The 24,085-nt window shown below is 73.3% G+C and carries 25 protein-coding genes; 16 read left to right on the top strand and 9 right to left on the bottom strand.

Annotated features, from left to right (window positions below):
* Positions 1–152 precede the first annotated feature (152 nt).
* From mshA to E1258_RS04300, 3 genes are all read left to right on the top strand, one after another.
* A complete protein-coding gene (gene mshA, locus E1258_RS04290; protein WP_132397023.1) occupies positions 153–1,517 on the top strand; it encodes a D-inositol-3-phosphate glycosyltransferase in 1,365 nt (454 codons plus the stop codon).
* Positions 1,518–1,621: 104 nt separating this feature from the next.
* Positions 1,622–2,155: a YbjN domain-containing protein gene (locus tag E1258_RS04295; protein WP_132397025.1), complete on the top strand. Its 534-nt coding sequence runs from the start codon at positions 1,622–1,624 to the stop codon at positions 2,153–2,155.
* Positions 2,156–2,234: 79 nt separating this feature from the next.
* Entirely contained in the window at positions 2,235–3,122 is an 888-nt protein-coding gene (locus E1258_RS04300; RefSeq protein WP_132397027.1) for a hypothetical protein, read from the top strand.
* Between the two features lie 533 nt (positions 3,123–3,655).
* On the opposite strand, the gene E1258_RS04305 is transcribed toward E1258_RS04300, so the two are convergent.
* Positions 3,656–4,999 (bottom strand): MFS transporter, encoded by a 1,344-nt coding sequence (locus tag E1258_RS04305; protein WP_305847264.1) that lies wholly within the window; start codon positions 4,997–4,999, stop codon positions 3,656–3,658.
* 160 nt (positions 5,000–5,159) lie between these two features.
* On the opposite strand from E1258_RS04305, the gene E1258_RS04310 reads away from it, so the two are divergent.
* The gene (locus tag E1258_RS04310; RefSeq protein WP_007073189.1) at positions 5,160–5,927 is read left to right on the top strand and encodes a phosphoglyceromutase; all 768 of its coding nucleotides are present in this window, start codon (positions 5,160–5,162) and stop codon (positions 5,925–5,927) included.
* Positions 5,928–6,034: 107 nt separating this feature from the next.
* Here E1258_RS04310 and phoU read toward each other — a convergent pair whose 3' ends face one another.
* Entirely contained in the window at positions 6,035–6,688 is a 654-nt protein-coding gene (gene phoU, locus E1258_RS04315; protein ID WP_132397031.1) for a phosphate signaling complex protein PhoU, read from the bottom strand.
* 214 nt (positions 6,689–6,902) lie between these two features.
* On the opposite strand from phoU, the gene E1258_RS04320 reads away from it, so the two are divergent.
* Positions 6,903–8,213, top strand: coding sequence for a cell wall metabolism sensor histidine kinase WalK (locus E1258_RS04320; RefSeq protein ID WP_207919394.1), 1,311 nt, complete (start codon positions 6,903–6,905; stop codon positions 8,211–8,213).
* A gap of 13 nt (positions 8,214–8,226) precedes the next feature.
* Positions 8,227–8,910 carry a response regulator transcription factor gene (locus E1258_RS04325; RefSeq protein ID WP_132397033.1) on the top strand — a complete coding sequence of 228 codons (684 nt, stop codon included), beginning with the start codon at positions 8,227–8,229 and terminating at the stop codon, positions 8,908–8,910.
* 58 nt (positions 8,911–8,968) lie between these two features.
* Here E1258_RS04325 and E1258_RS04330 read toward each other — a convergent pair whose 3' ends face one another.
* A complete protein-coding gene (locus E1258_RS04330; protein ID WP_132397035.1) occupies positions 8,969–9,643 on the bottom strand; it encodes a response regulator in 675 nt (224 codons plus the stop codon).
* The gene (locus E1258_RS04335; protein WP_243715170.1) at positions 9,640–11,271 is read right to left on the bottom strand and encodes an ATP-binding protein; all 1,632 of its coding nucleotides are present in this window, start codon (positions 11,269–11,271) and stop codon (positions 9,640–9,642) included. The genes E1258_RS04330 and E1258_RS04335 overlap by 4 nt, the downstream gene beginning before the upstream one ends.
* Positions 11,272–11,376: 105 nt before the next feature.
* Here E1258_RS04335 and E1258_RS04340 point away from each other — a divergent pair, with 105 nt between their 5' ends.
* The 4 genes from E1258_RS04340 to E1258_RS04355 are packed head-to-tail and all read left to right on the top strand — an operon-like array spanning position 11,377 to position 14,896.
* Positions 11,377–12,381: a tripartite tricarboxylate transporter substrate binding protein gene (locus E1258_RS04340; RefSeq protein WP_243715171.1), complete on the top strand. Its 1,005-nt coding sequence runs from the start codon at positions 11,377–11,379 to the stop codon at positions 12,379–12,381.
* Complete coding sequence (locus tag E1258_RS04345; RefSeq protein ID WP_132397041.1) at positions 12,378–13,004, top strand: tripartite tricarboxylate transporter TctB family protein; 627 nt, start codon at positions 12,378–12,380, stop codon at positions 13,002–13,004. The genes E1258_RS04340 and E1258_RS04345 overlap by 4 nt, the downstream gene beginning before the upstream one ends.
* Positions 13,005–14,507 carry a tripartite tricarboxylate transporter permease gene (locus tag E1258_RS04350; RefSeq protein WP_132397043.1) on the top strand — a complete coding sequence of 501 codons (1,503 nt, stop codon included), beginning with the start codon at positions 13,005–13,007 and terminating at the stop codon, positions 14,505–14,507.
* Positions 14,504–14,896 carry a universal stress protein gene (locus E1258_RS04355; protein WP_132397045.1) on the top strand — a complete coding sequence of 131 codons (393 nt, stop codon included), beginning with the start codon at positions 14,504–14,506 and terminating at the stop codon, positions 14,894–14,896. Before E1258_RS04350 ends, E1258_RS04355 begins: the two co-directional genes overlap by 4 nt.
* Positions 14,897–14,914: 18 nt before the next feature.
* Here E1258_RS04355 and E1258_RS04360 read toward each other — a convergent pair whose 3' ends face one another.
* The gene (locus E1258_RS04360; RefSeq protein WP_132397047.1) at positions 14,915–15,721 is read right to left on the bottom strand and encodes a hypothetical protein; all 807 of its coding nucleotides are present in this window, start codon (positions 15,719–15,721) and stop codon (positions 14,915–14,917) included.
* A 75-nt stretch (positions 15,722–15,796) separates the two neighbouring features.
* Between E1258_RS04360 and E1258_RS04365 the strand changes: the two genes are divergently transcribed.
* Together E1258_RS04365 and E1258_RS04370 are read left to right on the top strand one after the other, a co-directional pair.
* Positions 15,797–16,741 (top strand): Ppx/GppA phosphatase family protein, encoded by a 945-nt coding sequence (locus E1258_RS04365; protein ID WP_132397049.1) that lies wholly within the window; start codon positions 15,797–15,799, stop codon positions 16,739–16,741.
* A 107-nt stretch (positions 16,742–16,848) separates the two neighbouring features.
* On the top strand, positions 16,849–17,655 hold the full coding sequence (locus tag E1258_RS04370) for a sugar phosphate isomerase/epimerase (RefSeq protein ID WP_207919396.1): 807 nt from the start codon (positions 16,849–16,851) through the stop codon (positions 17,653–17,655).
* A 93-nt stretch (positions 17,656–17,748) separates the two neighbouring features.
* On the opposite strand, the gene E1258_RS04375 is transcribed toward E1258_RS04370, so the two are convergent.
* Genes E1258_RS04375 through E1258_RS04385 form a run of 3 tightly spaced genes read right to left on the bottom strand, consistent with a single transcriptional unit; the run spans position 17,749 to position 19,795 of the window.
* The gene (locus E1258_RS04375; protein WP_007073176.1) at positions 17,749–18,321 is read right to left on the bottom strand and encodes a CGNR zinc finger domain-containing protein; all 573 of its coding nucleotides are present in this window, start codon (positions 18,319–18,321) and stop codon (positions 17,749–17,751) included.
* Positions 18,322–18,339: 18 nt separating this feature from the next.
* A complete protein-coding gene (locus E1258_RS04380; protein WP_132397050.1) occupies positions 18,340–19,506 on the bottom strand; it encodes a glutathionylspermidine synthase family protein in 1,167 nt (388 codons plus the stop codon).
* A 1-nt stretch (position 19,507) separates the two neighbouring features.
* Positions 19,508–19,795 carry a hypothetical protein gene (locus E1258_RS04385; RefSeq protein WP_243715172.1) on the bottom strand — a complete coding sequence of 96 codons (288 nt, stop codon included), beginning with the start codon at positions 19,793–19,795 and terminating at the stop codon, positions 19,508–19,510.
* Positions 19,796–19,892: 97 nt separating this feature from the next.
* Here E1258_RS04385 and E1258_RS04390 point away from each other — a divergent pair, with 97 nt between their 5' ends.
* From E1258_RS04390 to E1258_RS04405, 4 genes are all read left to right on the top strand, one after another.
* The gene (locus E1258_RS04390) at positions 19,893–20,813 is read left to right on the top strand and encodes a proline dehydrogenase family protein (RefSeq protein ID WP_132397051.1); all 921 of its coding nucleotides are present in this window, start codon (positions 19,893–19,895) and stop codon (positions 20,811–20,813) included.
* A gap of 66 nt (positions 20,814–20,879) precedes the next feature.
* Positions 20,880–21,680, top strand: a complete 801-nt coding sequence (locus E1258_RS04395) for an alpha/beta fold hydrolase (protein WP_132397053.1) — start codon at positions 20,880–20,882, stop codon at positions 21,678–21,680.
* Positions 21,673–22,245 carry a TetR/AcrR family transcriptional regulator gene (locus E1258_RS04400; RefSeq protein WP_132397055.1) on the top strand — a complete coding sequence of 191 codons (573 nt, stop codon included), beginning with the start codon at positions 21,673–21,675 and terminating at the stop codon, positions 22,243–22,245. Before E1258_RS04395 ends, E1258_RS04400 begins: the two co-directional genes overlap by 8 nt.
* An 82-nt stretch (positions 22,246–22,327) precedes the next feature.
* The gene (locus tag E1258_RS04405) at positions 22,328–23,641 is read left to right on the top strand and encodes a hypothetical protein (RefSeq protein ID WP_243715173.1); all 1,314 of its coding nucleotides are present in this window, start codon (positions 22,328–22,330) and stop codon (positions 23,639–23,641) included.
* Between the two features lie 61 nt (positions 23,642–23,702).
* Here E1258_RS04405 and E1258_RS04410 read toward each other — a convergent pair whose 3' ends face one another.
* A complete protein-coding gene (locus E1258_RS04410) occupies positions 23,703–23,951 on the bottom strand; it encodes a hypothetical protein (protein WP_132397059.1) in 249 nt (82 codons plus the stop codon).
* Positions 23,952–24,085: the final 134 nt, after the last annotated feature.

Genomic DNA, 24,085 nt, shown 5'->3' on the forward strand with positions numbered 1-24,085 from the left:
GTCTCGCGGCGAGTGTCGATGAGGTCCGTCACCCTCGGGGGCCGCCGGTACGCATTTCCGGTACCCGATGGGGAAGATGTCACGCGGCGCGCGGGTTGATCGAGGAGCGCCGGTCGTGCGGGACGGCATCAACCGTGGCAGAGGGAGCGGACGTGGCGGAACAGCACACCGGCGTCGGTCGTCAGCGAGGTGCCCGGCCGCGGCCGCGCCCCCGGCGCATCGCCACCCTGTCGGTGCACACCTCGCCCCTGCACCAGCCCGGCACGGGCGACGCGGGTGGGATGAACGTCTACATCCTGGAGGTCGCGCGCCGGCTGGCCGAGGCCGACGTCGAGGTGGAGATCTTCACCCGGGCCACCTCGGGCGACCTGCCGTCGGTGGTCGAGATGTCCCCGGGCGTGCACGTCCGGCACGTCACCGCCGGCCCGCTGGAGGGGCTGACCAAGGAGGAACTGCCCGGTCAGCTCTGCGCGTTCACGGCCGGGGTGCTGCGCGCCGAGGCGGCGCGTCCGCCCGGCCACTACGACCTCATCCACTCGCACTACTGGCTCTCCGGCCAGGTCGGCTGGCTGGCCAGGGAGCGCTGGGGGGTGCCGCTGGTGCACACCGCGCACACCCTGGCCAAGGTCAAGAACGCCCGGCTCGCCGCCGGGGACCGGCCCGAGCCGAAGGCCCGGGTCATCGGCGAGGAGCAGGTGGTCGTCGAGGCCGACCGGCTGGTCGCGAACACCCAGGTCGAGGCCCGTGAACTCCTCGACCGGTACGACGCCGACCCGGCCCGGGTCGCAGTGGTCGAGCCCGGCGTCGACCTGGACCGGTTCCGGCCCGCCGCCGGGAACCGGCACGCGGCCATGGTCGCCGCCCGTCGCCGGCTCGGCCTGCCCACCGAGGGGTACGTGGTCGCCTTCGTCGGCCGGATCCAGCCGCTGAAGGCTCCCGACGTGCTGATCCGCGCCGCCGCCGCGCTGCGGGAACGGGACCCCCGGCTCGCCGACGAGCTGACCGTGGTGATCGTCGGCGGCCCCAGCGGCAGCGGGCTGGACCGGCCCACCGCCCTGATCGAGCTGGCCGCCTCGCTCGGGGTCGCCGACCGGGTGAGTTTCCTGCCGCCGTGCACCGGCGACGACCTGCCGGCCGTGTACCGGGCCGCCGACCTGGTCGCCGTGCCCTCGTACAACGAGTCGTTCGGGCTGGTCGCCCTGGAGGCGCAGGCGTGTGGCACGCCCGTGCTGGCCGCCGCCGTGGGGGGCCTGGTGACCGCCGTGCGCGACCAGGTCAGCGGAGTGCTCATCGACGGCCACGACCCGGTCGACTGGGCCCGTACGCTGGCGCGGCTGCTGCCGGACCGGGCGCGGCGGGCCGCCCTGGGGCGGGGCGCCGAGCGGCACGCCCGCAACTTCTCCTGGGACCGAACGGTCGGCAACCTGCTCGCCGTCTACAGCCAGACGATCGCCGAGCACCGGGGGCGGCTCGCCAGCCAGCTCGCGGGGGACCCGGCGCTCTCCTGCGCCTGGTGACACGAGGAAGGGCCCCCTGTTAACGCCTGCGGTAAAGAGGGGAACCCCTCTCACCACGTCCACGTCCACGGCAGCTGGGCGGCGGCGGCCGTAGAGTGGGGCGGATGAGCGCGAGGAGCGAAGTCGCCGCCCTGATCGAGTCGGTCTGCGCCGAGCGGGAGCTGACGGTGGAGTCCACGGGCGAGGCATCGTACGCGGTCACCCTGCCCGGCACCCACAAGCTCAAGACGATCTGCAACCTCGTCGTGGGCGAGCACGCGCTGCGGATCGAGGCGTTCGTGATGCGCCAGCCGGACGAACGGCGCGAGGAGCTGTGGACCTGGCTGTTGCAGCGCAACGCCCGGATGTACGGGGTGTCCTTCTCCATCGACGCGGTCGGCGACGTCTACCTGACCGGCCGGGTCAACCTGGCCGGGGTAGACGAGGACGAGCTGGACCGGCTGCTGGGCAGCGTGCTGACGTACGCCGACGAGTCGTTCGACACCATGCTGGAGATCGGCTTCGGTACCGCCATCAGGCGGGAGTGGGAATGGCGGGTGAAGCGCGGCGAGTCGACGGCCAACCTGGCGGCGTTCGCGCACCTCATCGAGCCGTCGCCGGCCGCGAAGGCCGCGGGGGGAGGTTCGGAGCCGTCCTGACGGGTATGCCGCACCGCGCGGGTGCGGCATAGGGCCCACCGCGCGCCGAGGACGGACTGTCAAGGAGCGTGAGCATCCCATGGCTCAGCGGAACAGCTCAGGTCGCGGCGGGACTGCGACCAGGACGAAACGGCAGACGGGCAACCAGACCCCGAACACCCCGACCATCTCCGAGTCGGAGATCTCCCGGATGCGGGTGGACGACATCCGCGGCCAACTGCGCCGTCGGGGCGTCGCCGGGATCTCCGCGCTGCGTAAGCCGGAGCTGGTGAAAACCCTGGCCCGCACACTGCGCGCCGAGGGTCGCGGTGCGGCGCGGCGCGGCACCGGGCCTGCGGGCCGGGCCAGCGGCACGAAGGCGACGGCCGCGAGCAGGGCCTCCGGGGGTACGCGCAAGGCGGCCCCCTCCCCGGCGAAGGCGACGTCGGCACGGGCCAAGGCCGCCCCGTCCCCGGCACGGGCGAAGGCCGCCCCGACCCGGCGGGCGACGGGGGTCCGCGCCCGCCAGGCGGCTACCTCCCCGGCGGGGCAGGCGGGTCCCGCCCAGCGGGCGGGCGCACCGGCGCAGGCCCGCCAGGGCCCGATCCAGCGGTCGGCAATCCGGACCGGGCGGTCGTCGTCCCGGTCGGCGCGGTCCTCGCAGCCGATCACCTCGCTGCAGGATCGGCCGGAGCGTCCCGGACGCAGCCTGGTCACCACGAACCACGACGTGATCCGGCGGTGGGCGCGGGAGCGTAACGCCCGGCCGGCCACGATCGCCGGCACCGAGCGAGAAGGCCGGGCAGGCGTGCTGACGTTCAACCTGCCGGGTTACCGGGAGAGCAGCCGGGTACGCGAGATCACCTGGGACGAGTGGTTCCGGACCTTCGACGGCCGCAGGCTGAACCTGATTTATCAGGAGCAGTTGCGCGACGGACGGCAGAGCAACTTCTTCCGTACGGAGTCACCCGATCGTGAGGACGCCTAGGGTGTTTGCGGGAACGGCCCACGGGTAGTCCCGGATGGCTGACACTGAGCCTGGAGAGCGGAAACGCTGTTTCGGATGGTGGTGCTGTGACCGGCGAGACAGCCGATTCGAGTTGAATCCGCAATCAGGGCGAACTAACTTTATTGTACGCGCCACGCTCGGAACCGTTCGGGGGAGCGGTGGATCGTTCAGATCCGTGCACGAGCGCGGGCGCAGGAACGGGTGGATCCCGCCGTTGGGGGACGGCGCCGCCCGTTGGAACCGGCGGCGCGAGCGGGCGACGCTTACGGGGGTGAGTGTCGCCCGCCGCCGCCGGCACGACGCGGGCGCCCATCACGACCGACAGGTCGAGGTGGGCGCTTTGCGTTGTCCCGTCTCCCCCCGCGTTGCTGGCCCGGACGGTTCGGCCGGTACGCCCCGAACGTGGACACCTGCCGTTCCTGCCGCACGTCAACTGTCCAAGATTCGAAGGTGCGGGCGGCAGGCCCGCCCGGGACCGGTCACCTGGCAAGCCGAGGCTGGCGGGCGTCCGGTCACCGCGCCGGGGTGGGCTCCGGGGCGTGCCCCTCGATCGCGGGCGCGGCGACCGCGGCCTCGGCCGCCTGCGGCACCGCTGACCGGACGGCGGTGAGGGGTTCGGCCGGTCTGGCCGGTTCGGTCGATGGGCGCAGCGCGGCGGCCCGCCGCTCCCGGGCCGGCCCGGAAACCAGATGGGCGACCGCCATCACGACGCCGATCGCCGCGCAGCCCAGCCAGAGCGCCGCGTTGCCGGCCTGTTGCCGCACGAGGCCGCCGAAGATCGGCGCGGTGGCCCCGGCGACCTGCCAGGACAGCGAGAGCACGCCCTGGTACCGGCCGCGCAGGTCGGCGGGGGAGAGTTCGGCGACCAGGGTGGAGTTCGACGGCGAGTTGAGCATCTCGCCGATGGTCCAGATGAGCACGGTCAGGCCGTAGAGCCAGGCGGCGTCGGCGAACGCGGTCAGCCCGAAGCCGACCCCCATCACCACGGCGGCCAGGGCGAGCACGTGCGAGCGGTTGCGCCCGCGGATCAGCCGGGGGACGAAGAGCTGCCCGGCCACGATGAGCACCCCGTTGAGCGCGATCACCATGCCGTACGTGGACGGGCTCAGGCCGTCGTCGGCCATGGCGATCGGCAGCATCGAGATGTGCTGGAGGAAGACCACCGCGCCAAGCAGGTTGAGCGCCACGAAGCCCAGGTAGACCCGGTCGCCGAGGATGACGCGCAGCGCCCCCCGGGGGCGGGCGGCGCCGGCGGGGATCCTGCTGGCGCGGACCGGGACGCGGGATTCGGCCACCTTCACGAAGATGATCACGGCGGTGGCCAGGGTGGTCGCGGCGTCGATCACGAACAGCAGGAGGTAGCTGGCCTCGGCGGCCAGGCCGGCGAGGACCGCAGCGCAGGCGAAGCCGAGGTTGATCGCCCAGTAGTTGAGCGAGAACGCGCGCAGCCGGTCCTGCTCCGGCACCACGTCGATCATCATGGCGCCGAACGCCGGCCGGGCCGCCTCGGCGAACAAGCCGAGCAGCAGCGCGCCGCCGGCCACTGCCCAGAGTTCCTGGGCGAAGCCGAGGGCGAGCATCATGACCGCCGCGCCGAGGTGGGAGGTGAGCAGCGTCGGCCGCCGGCCCCACCGGTCGGCGAGCATCCCGCCCAGCGTGGTCCCGACCGCGCCGCCGACGCCCCAGAGGCTGAGCACCAGGCCGGCCGCCAGTTCGTTGAAGCCGCGCTCCTGGGTGAGGTAGATGGCCAGAAAGACCAGGATGAACGAGCCGAGGCGGTTGATCAGGGTGCCGGTCCACAGGTACCAGAAGGTCCTCGGCAGCCCGCCAGTGGTGTCCCGCAACCAGCCCCGCATCGTCCGCACGCTCGCGCCCCCGCTTCGGTAATGACCGATGTATCTATAGCGCCTTACACCCTAGTCGCGGCGTCGCAGGCCGGTCACCGGCTTTTCCACGTGGTGGTCGTCACCGCAGGTCCCCGCGTGTCCGTTGGCGGCGTGCGGCAGGATGATCGGCATGACTGCGAGCGAAGGGCCCACCGTCGGGACGCTGGTCCTGCTGCGGCACGGCGAGAGCGACTGGAACGCGAAGAACCTCTTCACCGGCTGGGTCGACGTCGACCTGACCGCCAAGGGCGAGGCGGAGGCGCGCCGCGGCGGTGAGCTGATGCACGAGCACGGCCTGCTGCCGGACGTGGTGCACACCAGTGTGATGCGCCGGGCGATCCGCACCGCCGAGCTGGCGCTGAACGCCGCCGACCGGCACTGGATCGCGGTGCGCCGGTCGTGGCGGCTCAACGAGCGCCACTACGGCGCGTTGCAGGGCAAGAACAAGAAGCAGACGCTGGACGAGTACGGCGAGGAGCAGTTCATGCTCTGGCGCCGGTCGTACGACACCCCGCCGCCGCCGATCGCCGACGACGACGAGTGGTCGCAGGTCGGCGACCCCCGGTACGCGCTGCTGCCCACCGAGCTGATGCCGCGCACCGAGTGCCTCAAGGACGTCGTCGAGCGGATGCTGCCGTACTGGTACGACTCGATCGTGCCGGACATCCTTGCGGGCCGGACGGTGCTGGTGGCCGCGCACGGCAACTCGCTGCGCGCCCTGGTCAAGCACCTCGACCAGATCTCCGACGAGGCGATCGCCAAGCTGAACATCCCGACCGGCATCCCGCTGCGCTACGACCTGGACCCGCAGTTGCGCCCGCAGGTCCTCGGTGGGACGTACCTCGACCCGGCCGCTGCCAAGGAGGCCGCCGCGGCGGTCGCCAACCAGGGCCGCTGACCGGCAAGGAAGGGCCCCTCGTCATCGCTTCGGCGATGACAAGGGGCCCTTCCTGACGCGTGCCGCCGCCGGCGTGTCGCGCGGCGCCCGTCGGGCGGTGCGTGTGCTCACTCGGTCGCGGCGGCGGGCTCCCCGGTGATCAGGTAAACGACGTGCTCGCCGGCATTGACGGCGTGGTCGGCGAACCGCTCGTAGAAGCGGCCCAGCAGGGTGGCGTCGATCGCCGTCTCCACCCCGTACGGCCAGTCGTCGCTGAGCAGCACCCCGAACAGGCTCTTGTGCAGGTCGTCCATCGCGTCGTCGTCGCGGTCCAGCTCGGCGGCGAGGTCCGCGTCGGGCTTGGCCAGCACCGAGCCGATCTTCTCGGCCATCCGGTCCGCGACCGACGCCATGTCGACGAAGATCGGCCGCAGCTCCGCCGGTACGGCCGGTGAGGGGTGCCGGCGCAGCGCGGTCTTCGCGACGTGGTCGGCCAGGTCGCCCATCCGCTCCAGGTCGGCGGCCACGTGCAGAGCGGTGATCATGGCGCGCAGGTCGGAGGCGACGGGGGCCTGCCGGGCCAGCAGGTCGCAGACCCGCTCCTCGACGTGCCGGTACAGCTCGTCGATTTCGGCGTCCCGCTCGATCACGTTCTCGGCGGCCCGGCGGTCGGCGGTGAGCAGGGCGTGGGTGGCCTGGCGCATGGCCGCGCGGATGGCCTCGGCCATGTCCACCAGCAGCTGGCTGACAATCTGGAGGTCGGCCCGGAACTCGTCGCGCATCATCACGTCCTGTGGTCGGTGGTCGCCGGCCCGATGGGGTACGGGCGCCGGCGCAGGCTCTGGCAGGGTGCGCGACCACCGTAGGCCGGGGGAGATGATCGGAGGTGAACGCCGGTGAACGACGCGGGACCGAGGAGTGAACATTGCCAGAAGCGAGAGCGTTTCATCCTGTTTGTAGCGATCTTAGGGTGAACAATGACCCTACGATCGCCCGGTGGAGTGGGCGGTGACGACGGCGGTGGTCGTGGCGCTGGTGGCCGGGCTGGCCATCGGTTCGCTGCTGCCCCGGCTCGTGCGGGCGTGGCACCGCCGCGGCCCGGCCGCCGGACGCGGCGGCGCCGGCCGCCTGTCCCAGACCAGGGGGAGGCCCGTGATGGTCGACGATCAGCAGACGGGCCTCTCCAGCCTGGGCCGCCGAACCGTGGACTCGCTGCGGGCCGGCGTCGTGGTGCTCGGCCCAGACGACGTGCCGGTCCTGGTCAATCCGGCGGCCCGCGCGATGGGGCTGCTCCGCACCGGGGCCACGCCCGGCTCGATCGCCGCGCACCCGTTGATCCGTACCCTCGCGGGTCAGGTCCGGCGCACCGGCGTGCGGCGCGAGATCGAGCTGGACCTGCCGCGCGGCCGTGACGCCTCCGGCCCCGACCCGCTCGGCGTGCACCTGCGGGCGATGGCCATCGGCGGCGGGCACGTGGCCGTCGAGGCGGCCGACGTCACCGAGTCGCACCGGCTGGCGCGGGTCCGCCGGGACTTCGTGGCCAACGTCAGCCACGAGCTGAAGACGCCGATCGGCGCCCTGCAACTGCTCGCCGAGGCGCTGCTGGACGCCACCGAGCCGGCCGGCGCGGCGGCCCCCGACCTCTCCGAGGACCTGGTCGCCGCGCGCCGGTTCGCCGAGCGCATCCAGCACGAGTCGACCCGGCTGGGACGGCTGGTGCAGGAACTGCTGGAACTGACCCGGCTCCAGGGGGCCGAGCCGCAGCCCGCCCCGGAGCCGGTCGCCGTGGACTGGGTCATCGCCGAGGTGATCGACCGCACCCGCACCACCGCCGCCGCCCGACGGGTCGAGGTGATCACCGAGGGTGAGCGTGGCCTGACCATGTACGGCAGCGACTCCCAGCTCGCCACCGCCGTGGCGAACCTGGTCGAGAACGCCATCACCTACTCCGGCGAGGACACCACGGTCCGGGTCACCACCCAGGCCGACGACGAGCACGTCACGATCTCCGTCGCCGACCAGGGGATCGGGATCGCGCCGACGGACGTCGAGCGGATCTTCGAACGGTTCTACCGGGCCGACCAGGCCCGCTCCCGGGCCACCGGCGGCACCGGCCTCGGCCTGGCCATCGTCAAACACATCGCCAGCAACCATGGCGGCCGGGTCGAGGTGTCGAGCACTCTTGGTGGTGGGTCGACGTTCACCCTTCGGCTGCCCGCCCGTCCACCGGACGACCTGCTGCCGACACCGTCACCCGGTGGGATCGAGGCCGGCCCGGCCGAGCCTCGGCAGGTCCGACCGCTATGAAAGGAATACCCCGTTGAGCCGCGTTCTGGTGGTCGAGGACGAGGAGTCGTTCTCCGACGCCCTGTCGTACATGCTCCGCAAGGAGGGCTTCGAGGTCTCGGTCGCGGCCACCGGCCCGTCCGCCCTCACCGAGTTCGACCGAACGGGCGCGGACATCGTGCTGCTCGACCTGATGCTGCCCGAGATGTCCGGGACCGAGGTGTGCCGGCAGCTCCGCCAGCGCTCGCACGTGCCGATCATCATGGTCACCGCGCGGGACAGCGAAATCGACAAGGTGGTCGGCCTGGAGATCGGGGCCGACGACTACGTGACCAAGCCGTACTCGCCCCGGGAGCTGGTGGCCCGGATCCGGGCGGTGCTGCGCCGGCAGAGCCCCGAGGTGGCCGAGTCGGGAGCGCCGACCCTGGCGGCCGGCCCGGTGCGGATGGACATCGAGCGGCACGTGGTCACCGTGGACGGGGGCGCCGTCCAGCTCCCGCTCAAGGAGTTCGAGCTGCTGGAGCTGTTGCTGCGCAACGCCGGCCGGGTGCTGACCCGGGGCCAGCTCATCGACCGGGTCTGGGGTGCCGACTACGTGGGCGACACGAAGACCCTCGACGTGCACGTCAAGCGGCTGCGCTCGAAGATCGAGCCGGAGCCGTCCGCGCCGCGTTTCATCGTCACCGTCCGGGGCCTGGGCTACAAGTTCGAGCCCTGACCGGCCGCCCGGCGGGCCCCCACCGGGCCGGGCCCGGCCGCCTGCCGGGCGGACGGGGTCATCCCGTCCAGCGGTAGCGGCGCTCCGGCCGGCCGGCTACGCCATACCGCAGGCTCACCTCCGCCCGACCGGTGTCCGAGAAGTGCTCCAGGTAACGGCGGGCGCTGACCCGGGAGATTCCCACCCGGTCGGCGCACTCGGCGGCCGAGAGCGTGCCGGTGTGCTCGCGCAGGGCGCGCTCGACCAGCTCGGCGGTCTCGGGGCTCAGGCCCCGGGGCAGCGCCGAGGTGGGAATGTGCGCGCCGGCCCGGGACAGCACGCGGTCGACGTCGGCCTGGTCGCTGACCACGGCCGCCCGGGGCGAGTTGCGCCGGGCGGCGTACTGCTCCAGCCGGGCCCGCAACTCGTCGAAGTGAAACGGTTTGAGCAGGTAGTTGACCGCGCCGTAGCGGACCGCGCGGCGGACGGCCTCGGCCTCCCGGGCGGCGCTGATGACCAGGACGTCGCAGTCGTGCCGGGCGGCGCGCAGCCGGGTCACCACGTCCAGGCCGAACATGTCCGGCAGGTAGAGGTCGAGCAGCACCAGGTCGGGGCGGAGCTCGTCGACGGCGGCGACGGCCTGCTCCCCGGTGCTCGCGGTGCCGACGACCCGGAAGCCGTCGACGCGCTCGACGAACCCCCGGTGGATCCGGGCGACCATGAAGTCGTCGTCGACGATCAGCACGTCGATCATGAGACCCCCTCCGCGACGGCGGTCACCGACATCCGGGCGGTGAACATGGCACCCTCCGTGGTGTTCGTGACCGCGACCTCGCCGCCGCGACGCTTGCACACCAGCCGGGTGAGCGCCAGCCCGATGCCGCGTTCCCCGCCCTGCGCCGCCTTCGTGGTGAAGCCGTGCGTGAAGACCTCCTGGGCGAGTTCCGGCGCGACCCCCGGCCCGGAGTCCCGCACGACGATCTCGACCGACGTCGCGTCCCGGCGCAGCTCGACCTCCACCCAGGCCGGCCGGTCGTCGTCCCGCGCCGTCCCGTCCGCGACCGCTTCCACCGCGTTGTCGACCAGGTTGCCGAGCACCGTGGCGACGTCCACGGCCAGCCCCGGCTCCAGCCGGTCCAGGCCGGTCCGTTCGGATATCCGCAGCTCCACCCGTCGCTCGGCGGCCAGCGCCGACTTCGCCATCAGCAGCGCGGCCACCGCCGTGTCGTGGATCCGGCTGGTCACCGTGAGGTCCAGCGAGGCCCGGTGCTGGCTCAGCGCGTCGACGTACCGGACCACCTCGTCGTGCTCGCCGATCTGGATCAGCCCGGAGATGGTGTGCAGCTGGTTGGCGAACTCGTGGGTCTGCGCCCGGAGCAGCTCGGTGGTGCTGCGGAACGACCCGATCTCCCGTTCCAGCCGGGCCAGCTCGGTGCGGTCCCGCAGGGTGGTGACCGAGCCGAGCCGGCGGCCGTCCTTGACCACCGTCATCCGGTTCATCACCAGCACCCGGCCGCCCCGGACGACCACCTCGTCGCGCGCCTCCGGGTCGCCGGTGCCGGCCAGCACGTCCCGCAGCCGGCCGGAGATCCGCAGGTCGGCGAGGCTGCGGCCGAGGCACTGCTCGGGCAGGTCGAGCAGCCTGCTGCCGACCGCGTTGACCAGGGTGACCCGCTGCTGCGGGTCCAGGGCGATCACCCCCTCGGCGATGCCGTGCAGCAGCGCCTCCCGGTGCTCAGCCAGCCCGGCGATCTCCCGGGGCTCCAGGCCCAGCGTCTGCCGTTTGATCCGCCGGGCCAGCAGCCACGACCCGACGACCCCGAGCAGGCTGGCGATGCCGAGATAGGTGAACAGGTACGACGACGCGCCGACCAGCCGCGCCGACCAGCTCGGCGCCGCCTCCCCGATCACCACCACGCCGAGCTGGTCGCCGAGGTTCTCCGCCCCGGCGCCGAGCACCGGCACCTGGGCCACCAGCTCCCGTGACCCGCCGACCGCCAACTCGCCCGACCAGCTTCGTCCCCGCACCACCCGGGGGTCGCCGAGCACCAGCGGGGTGCCCACCAGGGTCGGGTCGGTGGAGCTGACCACCCGGCCCCGGGCGTCCGCCACGGTCACCGAGGTCACCCCCGACTGGGTACGCGCGTTCTGCACCAGCGGGGCGACCAGTTCCGCCGGCGCTGGCGTGTTCAGCCGGTCGCGCAGCAGCGGGCTGCCGGCGAGTTGCTCGCCGAGGGCCGCCACGCGCCGCCCCTCGACCCGGTTGAAGGTGGCCGCCGACTGGGCCAGCGACACGGCGGCCACCGCCACCAGCACGACGACGATGATCGCGAGCTGGAGGACCAGCAACTGCCCGGCCAGGGTGCGGCGGGGAGTGACCACGACCACAAAGACCTCAATCTCCGCTGGTGACAGAAGGCAGACGGCACGCCCGTCCGGAAGCCATCATCTTGCCGCCGGACCCCTTCGAAACGGAAGAGAAACATGATGGCAACTCGGAGAAACATCCTGGTCACGGGCGTCGCCGCCGTCACGGCGCTGGCGCTGGGCGCCTGCGGTGCCACCGCCGACAGCGCCAATGGCGGCTCCGGTGGCGGCGGGCCGGCGACCGGCCTGCGGATCATGGTGCCGAACACCCCGGGCGGCGGGTACGACACCACCGCCCGCACCGCCGCGAAGGTCATGGAGGACGCGAAGATCGCCACCGGGCTGCAGGTGTTCAACCTGCCCGGTGCCGGCGGCACCGTCGGCCTCCAGCGCACCGTCAACGAAAAGGACAACGGCAAGCTCGCCATGCTGATGGGGCTGGGCGTGGTCGGTGCCTCGTACACCTCCAAGTCGCAGGCGACGCTCACCCAGACCACCCCGCTGGCCAAGCTCATCGAGGAGGCCGGCGCGATCGTGGTGCCGAAGGACTCGCCGTACCGGACGATCGGCGACCTGGTCACGGCCTGGAAGGCCAACCCGAAGGGCCTCGCCGTCGGCGGCGGCTCGTCGCCCGGCGGCCCCGACCACCTGCTGCCCATGCAGCTCGCGAAGACCGTCGGCATCGACCCCCGCCAGGTCAACTTCGTCTCGTACGACGGCGGCGGTGAGCTGCTGCCGGCCCTGCTCGGCGGCAAGGTGGCCTTCGGTGCCAGCGGCTTCGGCGAGTTCCTCGACCAGGTCGAGGCCGGCCAGCTCCGGGTCCTCGCGGTCACCAGCGAGGCGCCGGTCGAGGCGCTGAAGGACGTGCCGACGCTCAAGGCGTCCGGCATCGACCTGGTCTTCACGAACTGGCGGGGCATCGTGGCGCCGCCCGGCATCTCCGACGCCGACAAGCAGGTGTGGATCGACGCGCTGACCAGGATGCACGAGTCCGCGCAGTGGAAGGCCGAGCTGACCAAGCGCGGCTGGACCGACGCCTTCGTCACCGGCGACGCCTTCGCCACCTTCCTCACCGAGCAGGACAGGTCGGTGGCCGACCTGCTCAAGCAGCTCGGGCTGGCATGACCGGCCAGGCGACCCGACCGGACGCCGGCGGCGCGCCGCCGGCGTACCCCGAACGGGAGCCGGACCGGCCCGGGGCGGACGACGCCCCGCCGCCGGGCGGTCCCGCGCAGGCCGTGCAGGCCGCGCCGGACGCGGCCCCGGGTGGCGACCGGGCCCAGTACGGGGTCTGCGCCTTCCTCGCGCTGGTCGGGGGCCTGGTCATCGCGGACGCCCTGCGCACCGGGCACGCGATCAGTTCCGCCGACCCGATCGGCCCGAAGCCCGTGCCGATCCTGCTCGGCGCGCTGCTGCTGGTCGTGGCCGCCGTCTACGCCGTCGACGTGGCCCGGGGCGGCCGGGGTGAGCCGGAGGCCGGCGAGGACGTCGACCTGACCACCCCGATCGACTGGCGGACCGTCCTGCTGCTGATCGGTGCTTTCCTGGTCAACGCCGTGCTGATCGACCGGCTCGGCTGGGTCATCAGCGGGGCGCTGCTGTTCTGGGGCTCGGCGTTCGCGCTGGGCAACCGGCACCACGTGCGGAACCTGCTGATCGCCGTCGTGCTGTCGCTGGTCACCTTCTACACGTTCGCCATCGGGCTCGGCGTCAGCCTGCCCGCCGGCGTGCTGCAAGGGATCCTGTAGATGGACAACCTGAGCAACCTGCTCGACGGGTTCGCCAACGTGGTGACCCCAGTGAACCTGCTGATCGCGCTGCTCGGCGTGACGATCGGCACCGCCGTCGGCGTGTTGCCCGGCATCGGCCCGGCCATGACCGTGGCGCTGCTGCTGCCGGTGACGTACGGGATGGAGCCCACCCAGGCGTTCATCATGTTCGCCGGCATCTTCTACGGCGGCATGTACGGCGGCTCCACCACCTCGATCCTGCTCAACACCCCCGGCGAGTCGTCGTCGGTGGTGACCGCGATCGAGGGCAACAAGATGGCGAAGGCGGGCCGGGCCGCGCAGGCCCTCGCCACCGCCGCGATCGGCTCGTTCGTCGCCGGCACCATCGCCACCCTGCTGCTGGTCGTGGTCACCCCGCCGGTCGTCGCGTTCGCGATCGGCCTCGGCGCGCCGGACTACTTCGCGCTGATGCTGCTGTCGTTCGTGGCGGTCACCGCCGTGCTCGGCGCGTCCCGGGTGCGCGGCTTCGCGTCGCTGCTGCTCGGCCTCGTCATCGGCATGGTCGGCATCGACATGGTCAGCGGCCAGCAGCGGCTCACTCTGGGCGTCCCGCAGCTCGCCGACGGCATCGACGTGGTCGTGGTGGCCGTCGGCATCTTCGCCGTCGGCGAGGCGCTCTGGATCGCCGCGCACCTGCGCCGCCGGGCCGCCGAGGTGATCGAAGTGGGCCAGCCGTGGATGGGCCGCCAGGACTGGCAGCGGTCGTGGAAGCCGTGGCTGCGCGGCACCGCGTACGGGTTCCCGTTCGGTGCGCTGCCGGCGGGCGGGGCGGAGATCCCCACCTTCCTGTCGTACGCCACCGAGAAGAAGCTCACGAAGCACCCGGAGGAGTTCGGCCGGGGCGCGATCGAGGGCGTCGCCGGGCCGGAGGCCGCGAACAACGCTTCCGCCGCCGGCACGCTCGTGCCGATGCTGGCCATCGGCCTGCCCACCAACGCCACCGCCGCGGTGATGCTGGCCGCCTTCCAGCAGTACGGCATCCAGCCAGGCCCGCTGCTGTTCGAGCGGGAGTCCGGCCTGGTCTGGACGCTGATCGCCAGCCTGTTCGTGGGCAACCTGCTGCTGCTCGTGCTCAACCTGCCGCTCGCGCCGGTCTGGGCGCGCCTGCTGCGGATCCCCCGCCCGTACCTGTACGCCGGCATCTTGTTCTTCGCCTCGATGGGCGCGTACGCGGTCAACGCCGCGCCGTTCGATTTGTTCCTGCTCCTCGTGCTGGGCCTGCTCGGGTTCGGCATGCGGCGGTTCGGGCTGCCGATCCTGCCGCTGATCGTCGGCGTGATCCTCGGTCCGCGCGCCGAACTCCAGGGCCGGCGGGCGCTGCAACTGTCCGGCGGCGAGCTGCACGGCCTGCTCGGCGGCTGGGTGTCCTGGTCGATCTACGCCACGATCGCCGTGGTGCTGCTCTGGCCGCTGCTCGGCCGCCATGTCGTACGCCCCCTGCGGGAAAGGTTGGTCGGATGACGGTGTTGGTGGGGTACGTGCCCTCGGTGCTGGGCGAGGCGGCGCTGCGGGCCGCCGTGGAGCAGGCCCGGTTCCGCGACGAGCCGGTGCTGGTGGTGAACACCTCGCGCGGCGACGCGTACGTGGACCCGCGTTTCGCCCAGGAACCCGACCTGGACCGGGTGGCCCGCGAGCTGACCGCCGCCGGGGTGCCGCACACGGTGCGGCAGCTCGTGCGGGGCCGCGACGCAGCCGAGGAGATCGTCGACATCGTCGAGGCGGAGGACGTGTCGCTGGTGGTGATCGGCGTCCGGCACCGTACCGCCGTCGGCAAGCTGATCATGGGGTCGACGGCGCAGGAGATCCTGCTCCGGGTCCCCTGCCCGGTGCTGGCCGTCAAGGCCGGCTGAGCTGCTGAGCCGCTTTTCCTACGCGCTGGCCGGGTGGGGGGCGACCTGGCCCTGCCGCAGCCGGGCCGCGCACAGCTCCGCGAGCTTCGCGTACGCCTCCGCGCCGACCAGCGCGGTCAGCTCCGGGCCGTACGAGACGTACATCGGCTCGGTGCCGACGTGCGCGTCCGTCGACGAGGTGCACCACCAGTCGAGGTCGTGCCCGCCTGCGCCCCAGCCCCGCCGGTCGAACTCGGCCAGCGTGGAAACCAGCACCTTCGTGTCGTCCGGCCGCCGGTGCCACTCCTGGTCCCGGCGGATCGGCAGCTGCCAGCAGACGTCCGGCTTGTACTCCAGCGGGTGCACCCCGTCGCGCAGGGCCTGGGCGTGCAGCGCGCAGCCGCCCCCGCCGGGAAAGTCGGCGTCGTTGAGGAACACGCACGGGGCGTCAGCGGCGCGGGTGGCGGTGCGCCGCGCTGGGGTCTTGCCGTCGACCGTGTCGCTTTCGGTCCAGTTCTTCATCCCACGTCGATAGTGCTGCCAGTGCTGCGGGGTGAGCCGCTTGACCGCCGCGCGGACCCGCTTCTCGTCGTCGGAGTCGGTGAAGAAAGCGCCGTGCGAGCAGCAGCCGTCGACCGCCCGGCCGGCGACGATGCCGTGGCAGCCCCGGCCGAACACACAGGTCCAGCGGGACAGCAGCCAGGTCAGGTCCGCCCGGATCACGTGCGTGGCGTCGGCCGGGTCCACGAACTCGATCCACTCCCGGGGAAAGTCCAGCCCCACCTCGCGGCTGCGCGGGTCGTCGGGGTCGTTCACCAGGACCTGAATCTCGATCTGGCTCGTCACTCGGACCAGCGTACGCCCGGTGTCCCCGGTCGCACCGGCGAGCCGCCGAACCGGCCAGGCCCTACTGTCTTCAACATGCGACTGGGAGTCCTCGACGTCGGTTCCAATACCGTGCACCTGCTGGTGGTCGACGCCCACCACGGCGCGCACCCCTGGCCGGCGCACTCGGAGAAGGTGGTGCTCCGGCTCGCCGAACAGATCGGCCCGGACGGGGCGCTCGCCGAGGCCGGGGCGGACGGACTGGTCAAGGCGGTCAGCGCGGCCCGCGCCTCGGCGACCCGGCTGGGCAGCGACCACCTGCTCGCCTTCGCCACCTCCGCCGTGCGCGACGCCACCAACGCGGCCGAGGTGTTGGCCCGGGTGCGCGAGGCCACCGGCGTACGGCTGGAGGTGCTCTCCGGCGCGGACGAGGCACGGATGACGTTCCTCGCGGTCCGGCGCTGGTTCGGCTGGTCGGCGGGCCGGCTGCTCGCGTTGGACATCGGCGGCGGGTCGTTGGAGATCGCCGCCGGCATCGACGAGGACCCGGACGCCGCGGTCTCCCTGCCGCTCGGCGCGGGCCGGCTGACCCGGGACCGGCTGCGGGTCGACCAGGACAGCACGGAACCGCCGCCGGCGAGGGCCGTGGAGGAACTCCGGGAGTACGTCGACGGGCTGCTCGACCCGGTGGTGGAGAAGATGGCCGAGGTGGCCTGGGAGCGCCCGGTGGCCACCTCGAAGACGTTCCGCACCCTGGCCCGGCTGGCCGGGGCGGCCCCCTCCGGGGCCGGGCTGTGGGCCCGGCGCAGCCTGACCCGGGACGGCCTGCGGCAGGTGCTCGGGTTCGTCCGGCACATTTCGCCGCGCCACCTGTGCGCGCTGGAGGGGGTGAGCGTCGACCGGGCACACCAGCTACTGGCCGGTGCTGTGGTGGCCGAGGCGGTGATGCGCCGGCTCGACGTGCCCGCGCTGGACATCTGCCCGTGGGCGCTACGGGAGGGGGTCATCCTGCGCCAGCTCGACCGACTCACCGAGAACTGAGCGCGAGGTGATGGAATGTGACGACCCAGCGGCCCCATGCTGCGATACGGGCGATTTGCGATTGCTCGTCACGATGTCGCAACGTCCGCCAAGCTACCCTGGCAGCTGTGACTTTCCGCGTCCCGGTGCTCCTGTCCACGTCCTCGGTGTTCCCTGAGCGGACCGCGGCGGCGTTCCAACTCGCCGCGGCGCTCGGGTACGACGGCATCGAGGTGATGGTCTGGACGGACGCCGTCAGCCAGGACGCCGGCGCGCTGCGCGGCCTCGCCGAGCACTACGGCGTGCCGGTGCTCTCCGTCCACGCGCCCTGCCTGCTGGTCACCCAACGGGTGTGGAGCACCGACCCGTGGGAGCGACTGCGCCGGGCCGCCGAGCTGGCGGAGACCCTGGAGGCGCCCACCGTCGTGGTGCACCCGCCGTTCACCTGGCAGCGCGACTACGCCCGCAACTTCGCCGACGGGCTGGACCAGGTCGCCGGGCGGTTCGGCGGGTTGCGCTTCGCGGTGGAGAACATGTATCCGGTGCGGATGGCCGGCCGGCAGTTCGTCCCGTACGTCCCCGGGTGGGATCCGACCGAGACCGGCTATCCGTCGTACACGCTCGACCTGTCGCACTGCGCCGCGTCGCACACCGACGCGCTGGCCATGGCCGACCGGATGGGCACGGGCCTCGCCCACGTGCACCTCGGCGACGGCACCGGCGAGGGGCGCGACGAGCACCTGGTGCCGGGGCGCGGCGGGCAGCCCTGCGGCGAGCTGCTCCGCTCGCTGGCCGGGCGCGGTTTCACCGGCTCGGTGGCCGTGGAGGTCACCACGCGGGGCGCGAAGAGCCGTGCCGTCCGCGAGGCCGACCTGCGCGAGGCCCTGGAGTTCGCCCGCGCGCACCTGACCGCCCCGTCCCCGGTCGACGCCTGAACCGCCTCGGGCGCGGTGGCCCCACTGGGCGCGGCGGCCCCACTGGGCGCGGCGGCCCCACTGGGCGCGGCGGCCCCACCGGGCTGGCGCGTCTCAGCTCACCGGGGTCAGGGCAGGGGCCGGGGCGGTGGCCTGCTGCTCGCCGATCGCCGCGCGCTTGCGGGCCCGGTGCGCGGCCACGTGCGAGCGGGTGGCGCAGCGCTCCGAGCAGAACCGCCGGCAGCAGTTCGACGAGGTGTCCAGGTAGACGTTGCCGCAGCGCTCGTCGGCGCAGACCCCGAACCGGGCGCTGCCGTACTGGCAGAGCCACACCGACAGGCCCCACACCGCGCCGGCCAGGTACTCCGCGCTCACCGACGCGCCCCGGCTGGTGACGTGCATGTGCCAGTCGCTGGAGTCGTGGCCGGAGATGCGCGGCTGTACCGGATACGCCTCGAGCAGCGCGTTCAACTCGGCCACCGCCTGGGCGTCACGCCCCGAGGTGCCATAGTCGAAGATGTCCCGCAGGCGCTTCTGCGCCCGCCGGAAGATCGCCAGGTCCCGGTCCGCGACCTCGTCGCGCATCCACGCGTTCTCGTCGGGGAAGAGGGCCCGCAGGTCGTCGAGGTCGTCCAGCCGGGCGTTGACGAGGTCAACCCCGGTCCGGGCGTACGCGTCGAAGTTCACCCCACAACGGTAGACGACTCACGGGAGTCGCGGCGTGTCGATGTAGTGTGGCAAGAACCGGGCGTAGTTGTCGGTGATGAGGCTCGCGCTCTCCCGCAGGCCGGCGCCGGCCGGCTCGCCGTCGACGATCCAACTGCCCAGCACCACGTGGCTGCCGTCGAAGCGCGGCAGGGCCCGGAACTCCTGGTAGCAGAAGCCCTCGTCGCCGTAGTCACCCGGGTTGCTGACCTCACCGCCGGCCGTGACGATCCGTACCGATCCGCCCTCCCGGCCGAGCAGCGGCTTCGCCACGTACTCGGTCATCCCGCGCGGCGAGTCGAGGTACGCGGGCAGCAGGTACTCGTGCCCGGGGTACAGCTCCCAGAGCACGGCGAGCAGCGCCTTGTTGGACAGCAGCAGCTTCCACGCCGGCTCGATCCAGGTGGTCGGGGTGCCCGGCTCCAGCGCCAGTGGCCCGTACGGTTCGGTGAGCATCCACTCCCAGGGGTAGAGCTTGAAGCAGGTGGTGACCGGCCGGTCGGCGGCGTCGACGAAGCGCCGACCGTCCCACCCGATGTCCTGGATCGGCAGCAGTTCCGGCTTCAGCCCCGCCTGCCGGGCGGTCTCGGCCAGGTACCCGGCCGTGATCTGGTCCTCGCCCGACTCCTCCTCGCCCGACCAGGCCACGTGCACCTGCCCGTCGTGCAGGCCCGCGCCGATCCGTGCCCAGGCCGCGACGAGGCGCTCGTGCAGGCTGTTCCACTGGTCCGCCTCCGGGTGGGACTCCTCCAGCCAGAACCACTGCACGATGCTCGCCTCGACCAGCGAGGTGGGGGTGTCGGCGTTGTACTCCAGCAGCTTCGGCGGCCAACTGCCGTCGTAGCAGAGGTCGAACCGGCCGTAGAGGCTCGGCGGTGCCTCGCGCAGCGAGCGGGCCACCGCCTCGGCCGCCCAACCGGGGATGCCGAACTCCGCGTACCGGCCCCGGGCCACCACGTGCTCGGCGGCGGCGACGCACATCCGGTGCAGCTCGGCGGTCGCCTCCTCCAGCCGGAGCACCTCCTCCAGGCCGAGGACGTACGCGGCGGTCTCGTCCCAGTACGACATGATTCCGCCGTCGGGCAGCTCCGTGTCGACGTAGACCAGGCCCTGCGAGCGGACGGTGGCGTCCCAGCCCGGGCGCGGGGTGGCCGCCTCGCGCCGCACGTCAGCCGCCGCAGGAGGCGAGGTGGGTGCCGAAGCCGCCGCGCTCCGGCACGGCCGCGGCGACCGGTCGGGAGTCGGCGCGCGCGGCGTCGGTGGTGGCGGCGGTGGCCGGCACGTGCATCGCCAGCGCCACGGTCGTCCCGCCGCCGACCGGCCCGAGCGCGCAGTCGTCGTCATCGTCGTCGTCGGCGGAGGACGTGTTGCAGCCGGAGAGGGCGAGCGCGAGGGCGGTCAGCGCGCCGAGCTGCACGGTGGCCGACCGGAGCCGGCGTCGGGGGCGTTGTTCCACGGCATCGTTGTAGCCGATCCGCGCCACGTCGCCCGCCCCGGGGCTTGGCGGTGCCGCCGCCCGGCGGGATGGCGCCCTCGGGCGTTACGCTCAGCTCATGCTCCGTTCCGTCATCCTTGCCGCGTCCCGGTCATCCCAGGTTGAGCGGCTCGTCGCGACGGCCCCGTTCACCCGGGACGTCGTCCGCCGGTTCGTCGCCGGCGCCGGCACCGACGACGCGTTGCGCGCGACCCGTGAACTCGTCGCAGACGGCCTCGCGGTCACCCTCGACAACCTCGGGGAGGACACCGTCACCGGTGAGCAGGCCACCGCCACCCGGGACGAGTACCTAAAACTTCTGACGCTGCTGTCCGATGCCGGGCTCACTCCGGCCGCCGAGGTCAGCGTGAAGCTCTCCGCGCTCGGCCAGCGGTTCGACGAGCGGCTCGCGTACGACAACGCGCGGGCGATCTGTGTGGCGGCGGAGGCGGCGGGCACCACGGTCACCCTTGACATGGAGGACCACACCACCACCGACTCGACGCTGGACACCCTGGCCCGGCTCCGGAAGGACTTCCCGTCGACGGGGGCGGTGCTCCAGGCGTACCTGCGGCGGACCGAGTCCGACTGCCGCGAGCTGGCGTACGCCGGGTCCCGGGTGCGGCTGTGCAAGGGCGCGTACCGGGAGCCGGAGTCGGTGGCATACCAGGCCGCCCGCGAGGTGGACAAGTCGTACGTGCGCTGTCTGAACATCCTGATGTCCGGCGACGGGTACCCGATGCTGGCCACCCACGACCCGCGCCTGATCGCCATCGGCGAGGACCGGGCGCGCTGGTTCGACCGGGGGCCGGACCGGTTCGAGTTCCAGATGCTCTACGGCATCCGGCCGGAGGAGCAGGCCCGGCTGGTCGGTGACGGCTACACCGTGCGCACCTACCTGCCGTACGGAACCGACTGGTACGGCTACCTCATGCGCCGGCTCGCCGAGCGCCCCGCGAACCTGGCCTTCTTCGGCCGGGCCCTGATGTCGAAGAAGTGACCGCGACCCCACGTGGGCTAGAGGTCAAGCTTGTCGAGTTTGGCTAACCGGGCTAGCTTATAAGCTATGAACATTAGCCAGGTGGAGCGGGGCGGCGGGCGGATCGCCTACGAGGTGCACGGGGACGGCCCGCTGGTGGTGCTCTCGCACGGCATGGGGGAGAACCGGGCGGCCTTCCGCCACCTGGTCCCGCTGCTGGTCGACGCCGGGTACCGGGTGGCAACGGTGGACGTGCGCGGGCACGGCGCGTCCAGCGCCGGCTGGCCGACGTACGCCCCGGCGGAGGTCGGGGCCGACCTGCTGGCCGTCGTCCGCGCCCTCGGCGGCGGTCCCGCCACGCTGCTCGGTAGCTCCTCCAGCGGTGCCGCCGTGGTCTTCGCCGCCGCCGACGCCCCCGACCTGGTCGGCGCGATCGTCCAGGTGGGCGCGTTCGTCGCCGAGCCGAAGCTGAACCCGGTCGTGCGGCTGGCCGTGGCGGCGGTGCTGCGCAGCCCTCGACTGTTCGGCATGTTCCACCGCAGCCTCTTTCCCTGCGGCCGGCCGGCGGACTACGCCGCGTACCGGAAGGCGATGGTGGCCAACCTGCGCGAACCCGGCCGGATGGCGGCGATGCGCGGGGTGGCCGCCCCGGTCGAGCCGCACTGGACCACGCGGGTTCGCGAGGTGCGCCAGCCGGTCCTGGTGCTGATGGGCGCGAAGGACCCCGACTTCCCCGACCCCGGTGCCGAGGCCCGCGCCGCCCGGCGGCTCTTCGCCACCGCCGAGGCGCGGATGATCGAGGACTCCGGCCACTACCCGCACGCCGACCGGCCGGCCGAAACCGCCGCCCAGATCGTCGCCCTCCTGAAGGCCACCGCCGGTGCCTAGGGTTGGGCTCAACCAGCAGGTCGTGGTGCGGGAGGCGGCCCGGCTCGCCGACGAGGTCGGCCTCGACCGGCTCACCCTCGCCGCGCTGGCCGGCCGGCTCGGCGTCGCCCTGCCCAGCCTCTACAAGCACGTGAAGGGCGCGGACGCGCTGACCCAGAAGCTCGCCGCGCTGGCCACCGCCGAGTTGGCCGACGCGTTCACCGCAGCCGCCGTCGGCCGCGCGGGCGGCGACGCGCTGCGCGCCGTCGCCGCGGCCTTCCGCGACTACGCCCGCCGGTACCCCGGCCGCTACTCCGCCGCGCAGCGCGCGCCCGACGCGGGCGACCCCGACCACGTCGCCGCCAGCGAGCGGGCCGTCGGCGCGATCTACGCCATCCTGCGGGGGTACGGCCTGGACGGCGACGCCGCCGTCGACGCCACCCGGATGCTCCGCAGCGCCCTGCACGGCTTCCTCACCCTGGAGGCGGCCGGCGGCTTCGGGCTGCCGCGCGACGTCGACCGCTCGTACGACCAACTCGTCGCCGGCCTCGACGTGGCGTTCCGTGCCTGGCCGGGGCAGGGCTGACCGGTGCCCGGGCCGCCCCGCGGTGGCCCGCCGGGCCGTGGCGCGTTCGCCCGACCCGCCCGGAGGTCGTACCCTTCGCCGGGTGACCGACGGCTTGGACGGCATGCACCGGTGGGACCAACCGCAACGGCGTCAGCCCTGGCCACTGCGGGCCGCACTCGGCGTGGTGCTGCTGTTGCTCACCTGCGGCCTGCCGACGGTGCTGCTGGCCGGGGTGCTGCGCGAGGCCGCAGACCGGCCGACGATCGGTCGTCTCGGGCCCGCCGCCTCCGACGACCCGGCGGTCCAGGCCGCCCGGCAGCTCGGCGAGCGGATCTCCGGCCAGCTCGACAGCCAGGCCGCCGCCCTGCTCGGCGGCGACCGGGCCGGGTTCCTCGCCGTCGCCGAGCCGGCCGCCCACCCCGCCCTCACCCGCCGGTACGCCGCCCTCCGGGCGCTGCGGGTCACCGTCTGGCGGCCCGAGCAGACCGGCCTGCCGACCACCGTCGCCGGGCGGCCCGACGAATGGCGGATCCTGGTCCGCTTCCAGTACTGCTTCGTGGTGCCCGGCTGCCGGCCGAGCCCCGTGCTCATCGGCACCCGGTGGCGGGACTCCGGCGGGCAGGTCCGGCTGGTCGCCATGGAGGAGTCCCGGTCCGCCGAGACCGGCACCCGGCCGTGGGAGGTGAGCGACCTGACCGTCGCGGTGGGCCCGCGTACCGTCGTGGCCACCACCCCGGCGCTGCGCGGGAAGCTTCCCGGCCTGCTCCGGCAGGCCGAGGCGGCGGCGCGCATTGCCGACGGGTACGCGGTCGCCGGGCCCCCGCCCGACCGGTACCGAATCTTCTACGCCGGAAAGGCGGAGTGGCTGAGCTGGTACGGCGGCGGTCGTCCGGAGTGGACCGGCGGGTACGCCGTCACCGTCGGCGGCGGCCACCACGAGGTGGTGCTCAACGCCGACGGGCTTCCCGCCACCGGCGCCGACGACCTGCTCCGACACGAGCTGACGCACGCCGCGTCCCTGCCCGAGCGCGGTTACCCGGGCCGGGAGACCTGGTGGCTGGTGGAGGGGCTGGCCGAGTACGCGGGGGCCGGCGGAGCGCCGGTGGGCCGGTACGAGGGGCTGGCCGAGGTACGCGAGCTGCTGGCCCCGGGAGGTGGCTGGACCGGCCGGCTCAGCGACCTCACCCCGGCCGAGGACGCCTCCGCCCGGCGCGTCGGCGGCAGCTACGGCGTCGGCTACCTGGCCTTCCGGCACCTCGTCGACCGGTTCGGCGAGCAGCGGGTGCTCGCCTTCTTCAAGGCGGTGGTGCACGACCGCCGCACCCCGGAGGAGGCGTCCGGGGAGGCGTTCGGCGAGCCGTGGGCGGCCCTGCACGACGAGTGCGTCGCATACACCCGCGCGGCGGCCGGCTGAACCCGCCTTCGGTGGCGCCGCGCCCGCCCACCGTCGTGAGCGGGCGCGACACCACCGCGGGTCAGGGGATCTCCGTCCAGGGGACGAGGGCGGCGCCGGGAGACGGCTGGTCGGTCTTGTAGATCCGGCCGTCGGTGCTGCGACCCAGGAGGGTGATCGCGTCGTTGCCGTTGAGCACTGCGGTCGGGTCGCTGTCGAAGCCCACCGCCGGCTGGCCCGTGCCCATGACCCCCCACGCGCCGAAGGCGGCCCCGGCGGAGGGCTGGCCCGCGCCGTAGAGCTTGCCGTCCGCCCCGGCTGCGTAGAGCACGACGGGGCGCCCGCCCGGTGGCTCCGGTGGCGCCGCCGGAGCCACCGGGTGCCTTGATCGACACCATGTCGCCGAAATAGCGGGGTCAGAGGTGCCCGGATACCGCAATGTCGCCGACATGGCCGCACCCCACC

It is taken from the genome of Micromonospora sp. KC207, from assembly GCF_004348615.1.
Classification (GTDB): Bacteria; Actinomycetota; Actinomycetes; order Mycobacteriales; family Micromonosporaceae; genus Micromonospora.

Coding starts and splice junctions, on each gene's coding strand:
- E1258_RS04345 (WP_132397041.1), top strand. CDS start 12,378: ATGACCGGCCAGGCGACCCGACCGGACGCCGGCGGCGCGCCGCCGGCG.
- E1258_RS04295 (WP_132397025.1), top strand. CDS start 1,622: ATGAGCGCGAGGAGCGAAGTCGCCGCCCTGATCGAGTCGGTCTGCGCC.
- E1258_RS04355 (WP_132397045.1), top strand. CDS start 14,504: ATGACGGTGTTGGTGGGGTACGTGCCCTCGGTGCTGGGCGAGGCGGCG.
- phoU (WP_132397031.1), bottom strand. CDS start 6,688: ATGCGCGACGAGTTCCGGGCCGACCTCCAGATTGTCAGCCAGCTGCTG.
- E1258_RS04310 (WP_007073189.1), top strand. CDS start 5,160: ATGACTGCGAGCGAAGGGCCCACCGTCGGGACGCTGGTCCTGCTGCGG.
- E1258_RS04300 (WP_132397027.1), top strand. CDS start 2,235: ATGGCTCAGCGGAACAGCTCAGGTCGCGGCGGGACTGCGACCAGGACG.
- E1258_RS04305 (WP_305847264.1), bottom strand. CDS start 4,999: ATGCGGGGCTGGTTGCGGGACACCACTGGCGGGCTGCCGAGGACCTTC.
- E1258_RS04365 (WP_132397049.1), top strand. CDS start 15,797: ATGCGACTGGGAGTCCTCGACGTCGGTTCCAATACCGTGCACCTGCTG.
- E1258_RS04340 (WP_243715171.1), top strand. CDS start 11,377: ATGGCAACTCGGAGAAACATCCTGGTCACGGGCGTCGCCGCCGTCACG.
- E1258_RS04330 (WP_132397035.1), bottom strand. CDS start 9,643: ATGATCGACGTGCTGATCGTCGACGACGACTTCATGGTCGCCCGGATC.
- E1258_RS04395 (WP_132397053.1), top strand. CDS start 20,880: ATGAACATTAGCCAGGTGGAGCGGGGCGGCGGGCGGATCGCCTACGAG.
- E1258_RS04390 (WP_132397051.1), top strand. CDS start 19,893: ATGCTCCGTTCCGTCATCCTTGCCGCGTCCCGGTCATCCCAGGTTGAG.
- E1258_RS04350 (WP_132397043.1), top strand. CDS start 13,005: ATGGACAACCTGAGCAACCTGCTCGACGGGTTCGCCAACGTGGTGACC.